Origin of the sequence: Nocardia mexicana NBRC 108244, from assembly GCF_001613165.1 — a bacterium.
GTDB lineage: Bacteria > Actinomycetota > Actinomycetes > Mycobacteriales > Mycobacteriaceae > Nocardia > Nocardia mexicana.
This window is the reverse complement of record NZ_BDBV01000003.1, coordinates 96,451-108,656: the sequence shown is the minus strand read 5'-3', so window position 1 is coordinate 108,656 and position 12,206 is coordinate 96,451. Positions and strand designations below refer to the sequence as shown.

Sequence of the window (12,206 nt, the reverse complement as noted above, 5' to 3'; positions counted from 1 at the left end):
CGGTGGCGTCATGTCGCGTCCCCCCGGTGCAGCGCCGCGATTTCCGTCAGCCGGGTGACCGTCTGCTCGGCGACGGGCAGGTCCAAGGCGCTGATCTGCACCGCCCCCGCCGAGGAGGCCGTGGTCACCGTGACCGTGGCGAGCCCCAGCATCCGCTCCAGCGGCCCGCGCTGGGTGTCGACGGTCTGCACCCGCGTAATGGGAGCCACCCGGCTCTCCTGCGTGATCCAGCCGGTGCGGGTGTAGACCGCCTCGTCGGTCACCTCCCACCGGTGCACCGCGTACCGCCACAGCGGCACCACCGCCACGGTGAACACCGCCACCACCAGCGTCGCCGCCACGGCGGCCAGCTGGGCGGGCCGATGCGCGCCGTCCACCGCGATCCACACCAGCTCGCCGATCAGCACGATCGCCCACCCGACGGCGGGTCCCAGCGCCCACAGCAGTTTCGCGCGCGGGCTGGGCCGCCAGGCCGGTTCGGCCAGAATGCTGCGCCCGGGCGTCGCGGTGACCTGGGCCCGGTCGTCGGGATGTGCCATGCACGCCATGGTTCCATGGACGCGCGTTCCGCGGCCGGTGCGCGCGCCGCCGACACCGTGCGGCCCACCCCGGCGGCGGGGTTCCGCCGCCTGACCCGCCGGAGGATGATGCTGTGCGGCAGGCATTTCGGCACGGGTTTGCCGAAGCTGGAATAGGCCGCCGCAACGCCGGGTTGTCTCACGTCACAGGCACCGGAGGGAGAACACTCGGATGGTTGGCGCATGATCGAGGGCGTGACGGATCTACCGAACCCTGGCATCCCGCCCGCACCCCCGACCGCCTCGGCGATGCGCCGGGCGTTGCGGCGGGCCCGCGACGGAGTGACGTTGAACGTCGACGAGGCCGCCGTCCTGCTGCACGCCCGCGGCGACGACCTGGTGGAGCTGAGCCGCAGCGCCTCCAGGGTGCGCGACGCCGCCATGGAGTCGGCGGGCCGACCGAAGACCATCACGTACTCCAAGAACGTCTTCATCCCGCTGACGCACCTGTGTCGCGACAAGTGCCACTACTGCACGTTCGTGACGGTTCCCGGCAAGCTGCGGGCCGAGGGCCGGGGCATGTACCTGGAACCCGACGAGGTGCTCGATATCGCCCGCCGCGGCGCGGCGCTCGGCTGCAAGGAGGCGCTGTTCACCCTCGGTGACCGCCCCGAGGACCGCTGGCCGGAGGCGGCGCAGTGGCTCGACGAGCACGGCTACGACTCGACCCTGGACTACCTGCGGGCCGTCTCGATCATGGTGCTCGAGGAGACCGGGCTGCTGCCGCACATCAACCCCGGGGTCATGTCGTGGGAGGAGATCTCCCGCCTCAAGCCGGTCAGCCAGTCCATGGGCCTGATGCTGGAGACCACCGCCGCCCGGCTGTTCACCGAGAAGGGCAACTGCCACTACGGCAGCCCCGACAAGGATCCGGAGGTGCGGCTGCGCGCGATCACCGACGCCGGCCGGCTGTCGGTGCCGTTCACCACCGGCATCCTGGTGGGCATCGGCGAGACGCTGCACGAGCGCGCCGAGTCGATCATGGCGATCCGCAAGCAGCACAAGGCGTTCGGGCATGTGCAGGAGGTGATCGTGCAGAACTTCCGCGCCAAGGACGACACCGCGATGCGCGACACCCCCGACGCCGACATCGAGGAATTCCTCGCCACGATCGCGGTCTCGCGGCTGCTGCTACCGCCGGACGTGGCCGTGCAGGCGCCGCCGAATCTGGTGTCGCAGGCGGAGTGCCAGGCGCTGATCGAGGCCGGTATCGACGACTGGGGCGGCGTCTCGCCGGTGACCCCCGATCACGTGAATCCCGAACGGCCGTGGCCGAATCTGGACACCCTCGTCGAGATGACCGAGGCGGCCGGGTACCGGCTGGCCGAGCGCACCTCCGCCCATCCGCGCTATGTGCGGGCCGGGAATCCGTGGGTGGATCCGCGCATCGGCGCCCATGTCGCCGCGCTCTCCGATCTGAGCACGGGGCTGGCGAATCCGGACGCGATTCCGCAGGGACTGCCCTGGCAGGAGCCGGACGAATCGTGGGAGTCCGCGGGCCGGGTCGACCTGAACACCGCGATCGATACCGACGGCCGCAACACCGAGGCGCGCAGCGACGCCGGGCTCGGCGGCGACGACGTGGTCGGCGCGTTCGGCGACTGGGAGACCATCCGCGAGCAGGTCCGCGAATTGGCCGCCACCGCACCGGAGCGGTTCGACGCCGACGTGCTGGCGGCACTGCGGGAGGCCGAGCGCGATCCGGCGGGGCTGTCCGACGATCAGTATCTGGCGCTGGCCACCGCCGAGGGGGCCGAGCTGGACGCGATCGCCGCGCTGGCCGATCAGCTGCGCCGCGACACCAACGGCGACGATGTCACCTACATCGTCAACCGCAATATCAACTTCACCAATATCTGCTACACCGGGTGCCGGTTCTGCGCGTTCGCCCAGCGCAAGGGCGATGCCGACGCGTTCAAGCTGAGTGCCGAGGAGGTCGCCGACCGGGCCTGGGAGGCGCATGTCGACGGCGCGACCGAGGTGTGCATGCAGGGCGGCATCGACCCGGATCTGCCGGTGACCGGCTACGCGGATCTGGTGCGGGCGGTGAAGCGGCGGGTGCCGTCGATGCATGTGCACGCGTTCAGCCCGATGGAGATCGTGAACGGCGCCTCGCGCGGCGGACAGAGCGTCCACGACTGGCTGGCGGCGCTGAAAGAGGCTGGGCTGGACACGATTCCGGGCACGGCCGCGGAGATCCTCGACGACGAGGTGCGCTGGGTGCTGACCAAGGGCAAGCTCCCCGCCTCCGCCTGGATCGATGTCGTCACCACCGCGCACAAGCTGGGCATCCGCTCCAGCTCCACGATGATGTACGGGCATGTCGACAGCCCCCGGCACTGGGTCGGGCATCTGCGGGTGCTGCGCGGAATCCAGGACGAGACGGGCGGTTTCACCGAATTCGTGCTGCTGCCGTTCGTTCACCAGAGCGCGCCGCTGTACCTGGCGGGCGCGTCCCGGCCGGGGCCCACGATCCGGGACAACCGCGCCGCCCACGCCCTGGCCCGCATCATGCTGCACGGCCGCATCGACAACATCCAGACCAGCTGGGTCAAGCTGGGCACCAAGGGAACCCAGGTGATGCTCAACGGCGGCGCCAACGACCTCGGCGGCACGCTCATGGAGGAGACCATCTCCCGCATGGCGGGCTCCGAGCACGGCTCCGCGAAAACCGTTGCGGAGCTGACGGAAATCGCCACCGGCATCGGCCGCCCGGTCCGCGAGCGCACCACCACCTACGGCACCCCACCCCACCGCGCCCCCGCACTGTCCCTGCAGGTGGGGTGAACCCGGCTACGATCATGACGTGACCGTGAGCTGGCCGGACCCGCAGCACGATCCCTTGACCTGGGAAGAGTTCCTCGATATCGACGAGGATCTCCGACGAGGGCTGGAAATCGTCGACGGCTATGTCGTGCCACGCGAGCAGCGCGGCCGCGATCATCAGAAGGTGGGCACGCGGCTCTCGATGGCCTTGGAACGGGCCGCTGTCGAGGAGATGCGTCGCAGCGACGGGTCCTGCTACGAGACCAACACCGAGGTCGACGTGTTGCTCTGGGAGGTGCCACCGACCGCACGCAAGCCGGATGCGGTGCTGCATCGATGTCTGCCTGACTACGAGCAGCTGGCGGCGCAGCACTGCTTGGTCGTCGCGGAGGTGTTGTCCACGTGGTCGGAGCGTCGAGATCGTGTCCACAAGATGAGTGACTACGCGGACGCCGGTATACCGCACTACTGGTTGGTGACGTTCGACAAGATTGGTGCGTTGACGATCGAGCGCTATGCGCTGTCGGACCGAACCGGCCCGTATGCCCATATCGGGACGTCGCATCGCGATATGGGCCCGGTTGCCGTGACCGTCTCCGATCCGTTTCCACTGCAATTGCTTTGGGCTGATCTGGAGATCGCCCCGCGGGTGTGAGGGGGCGATCCGGCTCGGTGGCTCAGGCAGGGACGGGTGACCGGCGGTCCTGGCGCAGCATGTGCCCGGCGAGGATCACCCCGATCAGGGTGAGGGCTGCGCTGATCAAGGGCAGGGCGTGCAGGCCGGGGCCGTCGGCGATGACCCAGCCGCCGAGCTTGCCTGCGATGGCCGCCGCCACCTGGTAGCCCGCGGCGTTGATCGCGATACCCAGGGTCGGGGCGGCCGCGGCGGCGGTGATCACGCGGGTCTGCATGCCGGGGATGACCGCGAACGCCAGTGCGCCCAGCAGGAATACGAGAACCGCCGCGGCCGCGGGAATCTCGCCACCGATCCAGAACAGCGCCAGCGCCGCCGCCAGGGCGGTGAGCAAGCCGATCAGGGCGGGCAGCAGGGCGCGATCGGCCAGCCACCCGCCGAGCTGGTTACCGACCACCGCGCCGGCGCCGTAGACCAGCAGCAGCGCGGGCACGGTCGCCGCGCCGAATCCCGCGACATCGGTGAGCAGCGGCGCGATGTAGGTGAAGACGCCGACCACGCCGACACTGCCGACGGCGGTCAGGGCGATGGCCAGCAGTAGCCGCCGATCCGCCAGCACCCGCAGCTCACCCAATACGGAACCCGTTGCGGCGGGGGGAAGTTCGGTGACGAACCGCAGCACCATCAGCAATCCGAGCCCGGCGAGCGCGGCGACGGCGGCGAAGGTCACCCGCCAGCCCAGGTGCTGACCGACGAAGGTGCCGATCGGGGTACCGAGGACGATGCCGAGGTTCATGCCGAGGGCCACCTGCGCGATGGCCGAGGCGGCCCTGCCCTCGGGCGCCGTCGCCACCACCGTCGCGATCGCGAGCGCGAAGAACGTCGCCACGATGAGTCCGGCGGCGAACCGGGTGACCAGCAGGATCGGGTAGCCCGGCGCGAGTGCCGAGGCCAGATTGGCCAGGACCGCGAACCCGACGAGGCCGATGATCAGCCGACGCCGCGGCACCCGCGCGGTCAGCACCGTGACCACCGGACCGCCCACGATCATCCCCAGGGCGTAGGCGGTGACCAGCTGGCCCGCCGACGAGACGGGCACCGCGAGATCCGGGGCCACCTCCGGCAGGATCCCGGCGATCGCGAATTCGCCGGTGGTGAGGCCGAATACGACCAGCATCAGAGACAGGACAGGGAGTCGCATCACCGCTCCAAGTAGTTACAGCTCGAATAATACGAACTATAACTATCACAGCTCGAATCATCATCGCTAGACTCGACCGCATGACCCGGCGCCCCGATCCTGTGGCGAACTTCCCGGTGGAGACCGAGGTGGATCGCGACGTGTGCAAACTGGTGCACTCGTTCACGCACCGCCTGGAGGTGCACGTGCGCCGCGTCGCCGAGCAGCTGGGGCTGACGTCGTCGCAGGTCGTCGCGCTGCGGGAGCTGTCGGAGCCGATCACCGCCCGGGAGTTGGCGGCCCGGATGTCGTGCGAGCCCTCGAATGCCACCTTCGTGCTCGATAGGCTGGAGGCGCAGGGCCTGGTGGAACGCAAGCCGCATCCGACCGATCGGCGGGCCAAACGGATCGAACTCACCGCCGCCGGGCACGACAGTCGCGCGGCCGTACTGGCCAGGCTCGGCACGGGATCACCGCTGACCTCGTTGAGCACCACCCAGCAGCGGGAATTGCGCGACCTGCTGCGGTTGTTGACCGATTCGGCGGAAACCGATTCCCGCGAACGGGATTCGTGATGGGCGGCAACGCATCTACCAGCGTTGCGGCTTACCTCCGGCCAACGAGGGCCGGACGAAGTTAGGCAAGGCTGGCCAGTAGTAACGTAGGGCCGCCGGATACTGTTGCGCGGGCGGAAACCTCCCGCGGGCAAGAACAGACTAGGAGAGCGGCAGTGACGTACATCATCGCTGAACCGTGCGTTGACGTGAAGGACAAGGCGTGCATCGAGGAGTGCCCCGTAGATTGCATCTACGAGGGTGGCCGCATGCTGTACATCCATCCGGACGAGTGCGTGGACTGTGGTGCATGTGAGCCGGTGTGTCCGGTGGAGGCGATCTTCTACGAAGACGACACCCCGGACCAGTGGAGTGGGTACGTCAACGCCAACGTGGACTTCTTCGAGATGGAGGGCCTGGGCTCGCCCGGTGGCGCCACCAAGGTCGGTGCGCTCACCTACGACCCGCCGCTCATCAAGGAGCTTCCGCCGATGGCGAACGACGAGTAACGACGTTGTCCCGCAGTAGAACACCGGTGAGCAGTCTGCTCCCCGATTTCCCTTGGGACACCATCGCTTCCGCCAAACAGCGGGCGGCGGCCCATCCGGGCGGCCTCGTGGATCTCTCGGTGGGCACGCCGGTCGACCCGGTCGATCCGCTGATCCGGGCGGCGCTCGCCTCGGTGGCGGAGGTGCCCGGGTATCCGACGACGCACGGCACGCCGCAGCTGCGCACGGCCGCGGTCGACGCGCTGAAGCGGCGCTTCGGGATCACCGGTATCGCGCCGGAGGCGGTGCTGCCCGCGGTCGGTACCAAGGAACTCATCGCCGGGCTGCCGCGGCTGCTCGGCCTGGCCGCCGACGATCTGGTGGTGATTCCCGAGGTGGCGTACCCGACCTACGAGGTCGGGGCACTGCTGGCGGGCACCCGCATCGCCCGCGCCGACGGTCTCACCCAGCTGGGCCCGCAGGCGCCGGCGCTGATCTACCTGAACTCGCCGTCCAACCCGACCGGCCGGGTGCTGGGCGTGGATCATCTGCGCAAGGTGGTGGCCTTCGCCCGCGAGCGCGGCGCGATCGTCGCCTCCGACGAGTGCTACCTGGGCCTGGCGTGGGACGAGCGCGCGGTGTCGGTCCTGGATCCGGAGGTCTGCGCCGGCGACCACACCGGGCTGCTGGCCATCCATTCGCTGTCGAAGACGTCGAATCTCGCCAGCTATCGCGCCGGGTTCGTGACCGGTGATCCGGCACTGGTGCGCGAGCTGCTGGAGGTGCGCAAGCACGCGGGCATGATGGTGCCGTTCCCGGTGCAGGCCGCGATGACCGCGGCGCTCGGCGACGACGCCCACGAGGCCCGGCAGCGCGAACGCTACCGCGCCCGTCGTGAGGTGCTGCGAAAGGCGTTGCGGGAGGCCGGTTTCCGCATCGACCACTCCGAGGCGGGCCTGTACCTGTGGTCGACCCGCGGCGAGAACTGCCGCACCACCCTGGACTGGCTCGCCGAGCGCGGCATCCTCGCCGCCCCCGGCGACTTCTACGGTCCCACCGGCACCGAGCACGTCCGCATCGCCCTCACCGCCACCGACGAACGCATCGCCGCGGCCGCCGACCGCCTCACCCCCTAGACCTCCCGGATCAGTCGGGCGGGGCGGCGAAGACCAGGTGGAGCAGGGGGTGGGGGCGGCCCTCGGAATCGGTTTCGGAGCGGCCGGTGACTACGAAGCCGTGGCGCTGGTAGAAGCCGAGGGCCTGGGGGTTCTCCTCGTTGACGTCGACGGTGAGGGACGGAAACCGGTCCAGGGCGGCGCGCAGCAGGACCGAACCGATCCCGCAGCCGCGGAAATCGTCATCGATGAACAGCATCTCCAGCTGCCCGGCGGAGATCCCGGAGAATCCGACGATGCGATCGTCCAGCACCGCCACCGTGAGATCGACGAGGGGCAGGTAATCGCTGGCCAGATGACTTTCGATGTGTTCGAAATACTCCCGGGACAGGAAATCGTGCGTGGCCGCGACGGCGCTGCGCCACACCTCCACCAGCCTCGGAAACTCGGTCCGACCCGCGCACGGCCGCAGCGTTATCGTCATGTCGGTCACTCCAGGATGGTAAGGGTCGCGCGACCTCACCCCGAGCCGGACCGCTCGGCGTTAGCCTGAGGTATGGACGCTGTCACGGTTGTCCCCGCCCCGGCCAACGAGCCGGTGCACTCCTACGCACCGGGAACCGCCGAGCGTGAGCGCCTGACGGCCCGGCTGGCCGAGATCTCCGCCGAATCCGTGGATGTGCCGCTGGTGATCGGCGGCAAACATCAGCCGGGCACCGGACCGCGCCGCGACATCGTGATGCCGCATCGCCACCGGCACGTGCTCGGCACCTACTCCGACGCCACCCGCGAGGAGGGCAGCGCGGCGGTCGAGGCGGCCGTCGCCGCCGCACCGGCCTGGCGCGAGACCTCGTTCGACGAACGGGCCGCGGTGCTGCTGCGGGCGGCCGACCTGCTGTCCGGGCCATGGCGGGAGACCGTCGCGGCGGCCACCATGCTGGGCCAGTCGAAGTCGGCGTATCAGGCCGAGATCGACGCACCCTGCGAGCTGATCGACTTCTGGCGGTTCAATGTCGCCTTCGCCCGGCAGATTCTGGAGCTGCAGCCCAATTCCGGTGCGGGCGTGTGGAATCGGATGGACTACCGGCCGCTGGAGGGTTTCGTCTACGCGATCACGCCGTTCAACTTCAGCGCGATCGCGGGCAATCTTCCCACCGCACCGGCGCTGATGGGCGCCACGGTGGTGTGGAAGCCCTCGCCCACCCAGACCCTGGCCGCCTACTACACCATGCGGCTGCTGGAGCAGGCCGGCCTGCCGCCCGGCGTGATCAACCTGGTCACCGGGGACGGCGCCGAGCTGTCGGAGGCGGTGCTGCCGGATCCGCGGCTGGCCGGGATCCACTTCACCGGTTCCACCCGCACCTTCCAGTACCTCTGGCAGCAGGTCGGCGCGAATCTGCCTCGGTACCACGGGTATCCGCGGCTGGTGGGGGAGACCGGGGGTAAGGACTTCATCGTCGCGCACTCCTCGGCCGATCCGGATGCTTTGCGGGCCGCGCTGATTCGCGGCGCCTACGAGTACCAGGGCCAGAAATGCTCCGCCGCCTCCCGCGCCTATGTGCCGCGGTCGGTATGGCGCCGCATGGGCGACGATTTCCTGCACGAAACCGACGGCATCGGCTACGGCGACGTGGCGGATCTGTCGAATTTCGGTGGGGCGCTGATCGATCGGCGCGCCTACGACAAGAACGTGGCGGCCCTGGAGCGGGCCCGCGCCGCGGGTCTCGAGATCCCGGTCGGCGGTCGCTACGACGACAGCGAGGGCTACTTCGTCCGCCCGACCGTGCTGCTGGCCGACGATCCGCGGGACGAGGCTTTCACCACCGAGTACTTCGGGCCGATCCTGTCGGTGCACATCTACGACGACGCCGACCCGGCCGCCTTCGCCACGCTGCTGCGGGAGGTCGACACGGCCGCACCGTACGCGCTCACCGGCGCGGTGTTCGCCCGCGACCGTGCGGCGGTCGACGAGGCCGAGGCCGCCCTGCGGTACACCGCGGGCAACTTCTACATCAACGACAAGCCGACGGGGGCCGTCGTCGGACAGCAGCCGTTCGGCGGCGCCCGCGCCTCCGGCACCGACGACAAGGCGGGCTCGTACCTCAACCTGCTGCGCTGGGTGGCGCCCCGGACCATCAAGGAAACCTTCGTTCCGCCAACGGATTACCGCTACCCGCACATGGGGTCGGGTGGCCGGTGAACCCGCTGCGCCCCGCAATCCTGGCCGCGGCCGAATCGCCCCGCATGAAGAACGCCGTCCTGCGGGTCCCGATCACCGCCGCCGTGGTGCGCCGGTTCGTGGCGGGGGAGACCCGCGCGGATCTGGTTCCGGTACTGCGGGACCTGTTGCGCGACGGGCGGATGGTCAGCGTCGACCTTCTCGGCGAGCACACCACCGAGCGCGCCATGGCGGACGACGCCGTCACCGAATATCTGGCGCTCATCGACGAGCTGTCGGTGCTGAGCCGGTTTGTCGAGGCCGGCACTGTGGCGTGGCGCGCGGATGCGTCGCGGAGTGCGGCCACCGAACTCCACGCGAATTCGGTTCGCTGCGTGGAGGTTTCGGTCAAACTGTCGGCCCTCGGCCAGGCGCTGGAGCCCGACGGCCCCGCCATCGCCGCCGCGAACCTCCGCTCCCTGTGCCTGCGCGCGGCCGAGGCCGGGGTGTGGGTCACCGTCGATGCCGAGGACCACACCACCACCGACGCGACCCTGGACACGGTGCGGCAGTTGCACGGCGAGTTCCCGGGGCTGGGGGTCGCGGTGCAGTCCTACCTGCGGCGCGCCGAGACCGAATGCCGTGAACTCGCCGGGGTCGGCACGCGAATCCGGTTGTGCAAGGGCGCCTATCGCGAACCCGAGGCCGTCGCCTACCAGCGGCGCGCCGATGTGGACTCGTCGTACCTGCGCTGCCTGGACGTGCTGATGCGCGGCGGCGGGCGGCCGATGGTGGCGACTCACGACCCCGCCATGATCGAGGCGGCCACCCGGCTCGCGCTCGAAAATGCCCAAGGCCCAGGCGATTACGAATACCAGATGCTCTACGGCATCCGTGACGCCGAGCAGCGCCGACTGGCCGCCGACGGGCACGCGATGCGCGTCTACGTCCCCTACGGCAGCCAGTGGTACGCCTACCTCATCCGCAGACTGGCGGAGCGTCCAGCCAACCTCGGCTTCTTCCTGCGAGCCCTCGCCGAACGGCAGTGATCGCTAGACCAGTGGGCGGCCGAAGCGGCGGCGCATGCGCATGTCGAACAGGTAGGTGTTGAGCGGGGCCGCGCGGACCACGCCCGGCAGCCGCGTCCAGACCGCCGAGATGGCCTTCAGCACCAGCCGGAAGCGGCGCTCGTCGCGTGCTGTCCAGGTCATGCCCATCTCGTCGCGCAGGTGCTGCGGCAGCAGCGCGGTGACGGTGAACCGGTGGAATCGGCCGAACAGCAGCTGTACCGGGCGCGGCAGCATCTTCAGGTCGATCAGGCCGTTGAAGTAGTCCCGCACCGGCTGGTCGATGCTGCGCTGCGCCAGGTTCTCGTCCCAGTACCGGAAGAACTCCGCCCGCGTGGCGGGCCACATCTCCGGCCGCATCTGCAGCGTGGTGCCGAGCCGGACGCTGTAGCGGTAGAAGTCTTCGGCCCGTTCGGGTTCCATCGGGCCGCGCATCCGGGTGTAGAGGTCGTCCACGCCCCAGTACAGGCAGGCCGCCACCCACAGCTGCAGCTTCGGGTCGAACGCGTTGTATTTGACCGGGCTGTCCGGGTTCGAGCGCACCGGCCGATGGGAGACGTTGACCGCCTCCCGGTAGGCCTTGCGATCTTCCTCGTTTCCCATCCACGCCACGGCCAGATATGTGAGGGTGGTGCGCAGCCGCTTGATCGGGTGCAGCGTCACCTTGCCGCTGTCGACGGTGCTCTCCAGTACGCCGTAGCCCACCGGTGGGTGGCTGAGCTGCATGATGACGTTCGCGGCGCCGCCGAGGAAGGCGGCGACACCGTCGATGTGATCGCGGACGGTGTCCGGGGTCAGGGTCGACTCCGGGATGGACGGTTCATGGTCGGTCGCACGCATGGCGGCGGTCATCGTTGACTCGTCTCCTCGATCTCGCTTCACCCGTAAGGGCCAAAAAGAAGTGTGAGAAACTTCCCCTCTCACCTTCTCATCGAAGATCAATGCTGTCAATCGCTGGCAACCCCCCATTGATCATGTGCGATGATTTTAATGTCATCGTGTCACAGCGAGAGGGGATCGGGTCATGGCCAAGCTGGCCAAACTGCTGCCGCTGGTGCGTGGGGCGGGCACCGAGGACCGCAGCCAGTCGAAGGTTCTCGATGCGGCACTGATGGCATTCCTCGACTTCGGTATCAAGCGGACGAGCATGGTCGAGGTCGCTCGCCGCGGCGGGCTGTCGCTGGCGACGCTCTACCGGCGCTTCGCGGGCAAGTCGGATCTGATCCAGGCGGTCGGGCTGCGGCAGGCGCGCCAGTTCATCGATCAGGTGGATGCGGTCGTGCAGCAGCAGATCGACCGCGACGCCGGCGCCGAGGAGCAGATCGCGGAGCTGTTCGTGGCCTTCATCGACGGCCTGCGCGGCAACCGGCTGCTGGATCGGCTGCTGAAGACCGAGCCGGAGATCGTGCTGCCGTACCTGACTGTGCACGGCGCCCCCGTGATCGAGCTGGGGCGTGACTACCTCGCCGAATTCATCACCCGGCTGCAGTCCGAAGGCAAACTGCCGCAGTACGATCCGCAGCCGCTGGCGGAGATGATCGCGCGCACCTCGCTGTCGATGGCACTCACGCCGCAGACGGTCATCCCGCTCGACGACGATGCCGCCCTGCGGCGCTTCGCGCGCGAGCATGTGGTGCCGGGCTTCCGGATCTCGTAGCGCGGCAAC

At 69.2% G+C, this 12,206-nt stretch carries 13 protein-coding genes; 9 read left to right on the top strand and 4 right to left on the bottom strand.

Features of this window, described 5'->3' with window-relative positions; all coding sequences use genetic code 11:
• Positions 1 to 8: 8 nt before the first annotated feature.
• Entirely contained in the window at positions 9 to 539 is a 531-nt protein-coding gene (locus NM1_RS02200) for a PH domain-containing protein (RefSeq protein WP_068013224.1), read from the bottom strand.
• Positions 540 to 554: 15 nt separating this feature from the next.
• On the opposite strand from NM1_RS02200, the gene NM1_RS41820 reads away from it, so the two are divergent.
• The 3 genes from NM1_RS41820 (at position 555) to NM1_RS02190 (ending at position 3,999) form a co-directional block, all read left to right on the top strand.
• Positions 555 to 695, top strand: coding sequence for a hypothetical protein (locus NM1_RS41820; RefSeq protein ID WP_157123826.1), 141 nt, complete (start codon positions 555 to 557; stop codon positions 693 to 695).
• Between the two features lie 66 nt (positions 696 to 761).
• Positions 762 to 3,365 carry a bifunctional FO biosynthesis protein CofGH gene (locus NM1_RS02195; RefSeq protein WP_068013221.1) on the top strand — a complete coding sequence of 868 codons (2,604 nt, stop codon included), beginning with the start codon at positions 762 to 764 and terminating at the stop codon, positions 3,363 to 3,365.
• A 19-nt stretch (positions 3,366 to 3,384) separates the two neighbouring features.
• On the top strand, positions 3,385 to 3,999 hold the full coding sequence (locus tag NM1_RS02190) for a Uma2 family endonuclease (RefSeq protein WP_068013219.1): 615 nt from the start codon (positions 3,385 to 3,387) through the stop codon (positions 3,997 to 3,999).
• A gap of 22 nt (positions 4,000 to 4,021) precedes the next feature.
• Here the strand turns inward: NM1_RS02190 and NM1_RS02185 are convergent, their stop codons facing one another.
• Positions 4,022 to 5,179, bottom strand: coding sequence for an MFS transporter (locus NM1_RS02185; protein ID WP_068013217.1), 1,158 nt, complete (start codon positions 5,177 to 5,179; stop codon positions 4,022 to 4,024).
• An 80-nt stretch (positions 5,180 to 5,259) separates the two neighbouring features.
• On the opposite strand from NM1_RS02185, the gene NM1_RS02180 reads away from it, so the two are divergent.
• The 3 genes from NM1_RS02180 (at position 5,260) to dapC (ending at position 7,336) form a co-directional block, all read left to right on the top strand.
• Positions 5,260 to 5,733: a MarR family winged helix-turn-helix transcriptional regulator gene (locus NM1_RS02180; protein ID WP_068013215.1), complete on the top strand. Its 474-nt coding sequence runs from the start codon at positions 5,260 to 5,262 to the stop codon at positions 5,731 to 5,733.
• Positions 5,734 to 5,888: 155 nt separating this feature from the next.
• Positions 5,889 to 6,221, top strand: coding sequence for a ferredoxin (gene fdxA / locus NM1_RS43460; protein WP_068013213.1), 333 nt, complete (start codon positions 5,889 to 5,891; stop codon positions 6,219 to 6,221).
• Between the two features lie 26 nt (positions 6,222 to 6,247).
• Positions 6,248 to 7,336 carry a succinyldiaminopimelate transaminase gene (gene dapC / locus NM1_RS02170; RefSeq protein ID WP_068013211.1) on the top strand — a complete coding sequence of 363 codons (1,089 nt, stop codon included), beginning with the start codon at positions 6,248 to 6,250 and terminating at the stop codon, positions 7,334 to 7,336.
• Positions 7,337 to 7,346: 10 nt separating this feature from the next.
• Here the strand turns inward: dapC and NM1_RS02165 are convergent, their stop codons facing one another.
• Positions 7,347 to 7,799, bottom strand: coding sequence for an acetyltransferase (locus NM1_RS02165; protein ID WP_068013209.1), 453 nt, complete (start codon positions 7,797 to 7,799; stop codon positions 7,347 to 7,349).
• Positions 7,800 to 7,871: 72 nt separating this feature from the next.
• Between NM1_RS02165 and pruA the strand changes: the two genes are divergently transcribed.
• Complete coding sequence (pruA, locus tag NM1_RS02160; protein ID WP_068013207.1) at positions 7,872 to 9,515, top strand: L-glutamate gamma-semialdehyde dehydrogenase; 1,644 nt, start codon at positions 7,872 to 7,874, stop codon at positions 9,513 to 9,515.
• A gap of 44 nt (positions 9,516 to 9,559) precedes the next feature.
• Positions 9,560 to 10,522, top strand: coding sequence for a proline dehydrogenase family protein (locus tag NM1_RS02155; protein WP_084519086.1), 963 nt, complete (start codon positions 9,560 to 9,562; stop codon positions 10,520 to 10,522).
• Between the two features lie 3 nt (positions 10,523 to 10,525).
• Here the strand turns inward: NM1_RS02155 and NM1_RS02150 are convergent, their stop codons facing one another.
• Entirely contained in the window at positions 10,526 to 11,392 is an 867-nt protein-coding gene (locus NM1_RS02150; RefSeq protein ID WP_068013203.1) for an oxygenase MpaB family protein, read from the bottom strand.
• Between the two features lie 172 nt (positions 11,393 to 11,564).
• Between NM1_RS02150 and NM1_RS02145 the strand changes: the two genes are divergently transcribed.
• A complete protein-coding gene (locus NM1_RS02145; RefSeq protein WP_068013201.1) occupies positions 11,565 to 12,197 on the top strand; it encodes a TetR/AcrR family transcriptional regulator in 633 nt (210 codons plus the stop codon).
• Positions 12,198 to 12,206: the final 9 nt, after the last annotated feature.

What these genes read in the sequence shown, in the direction of transcription:
- NM1_RS02200 (WP_068013224.1), bottom strand. Translation starts at nt 539, where the DNA reads ATGGCACATCCCGACGACCGGGCCCAGGTCACCGCGACGCCCGGGCGC.
- NM1_RS41820 (WP_157123826.1), top strand. Translation starts at nt 555, where the DNA reads ATGGACGCGCGTTCCGCGGCCGGTGCGCGCGCCGCCGACACCGTGCGG.
- NM1_RS02195 (WP_068013221.1), top strand. Translation starts at nt 762, where the DNA reads ATGATCGAGGGCGTGACGGATCTACCGAACCCTGGCATCCCGCCCGCA.
- NM1_RS02185 (WP_068013217.1), bottom strand. Translation starts at nt 5,179, where the DNA reads ATGCGACTCCCTGTCCTGTCTCTGATGCTGGTCGTATTCGGCCTCACC.
- NM1_RS02180 (WP_068013215.1), top strand. Translation starts at nt 5,260, where the DNA reads ATGACCCGGCGCCCCGATCCTGTGGCGAACTTCCCGGTGGAGACCGAG.
- NM1_RS02165 (WP_068013209.1), bottom strand. Translation starts at nt 7,799, where the DNA reads ATGACGATAACGCTGCGGCCGTGCGCGGGTCGGACCGAGTTTCCGAGG.
- pruA (WP_068013207.1), top strand. Translation starts at nt 7,872, where the DNA reads ATGGACGCTGTCACGGTTGTCCCCGCCCCGGCCAACGAGCCGGTGCAC.
- NM1_RS02155 (WP_084519086.1), top strand. Translation starts at nt 9,560, where the DNA reads ATGAAGAACGCCGTCCTGCGGGTCCCGATCACCGCCGCCGTGGTGCGC.
- NM1_RS02150 (WP_068013203.1), bottom strand. Translation starts at nt 11,392, where the DNA reads ATGACCGCCGCCATGCGTGCGACCGACCATGAACCGTCCATCCCGGAG.
- NM1_RS02145 (WP_068013201.1), top strand. Translation starts at nt 11,565, where the DNA reads ATGGCCAAGCTGGCCAAACTGCTGCCGCTGGTGCGTGGGGCGGGCACC.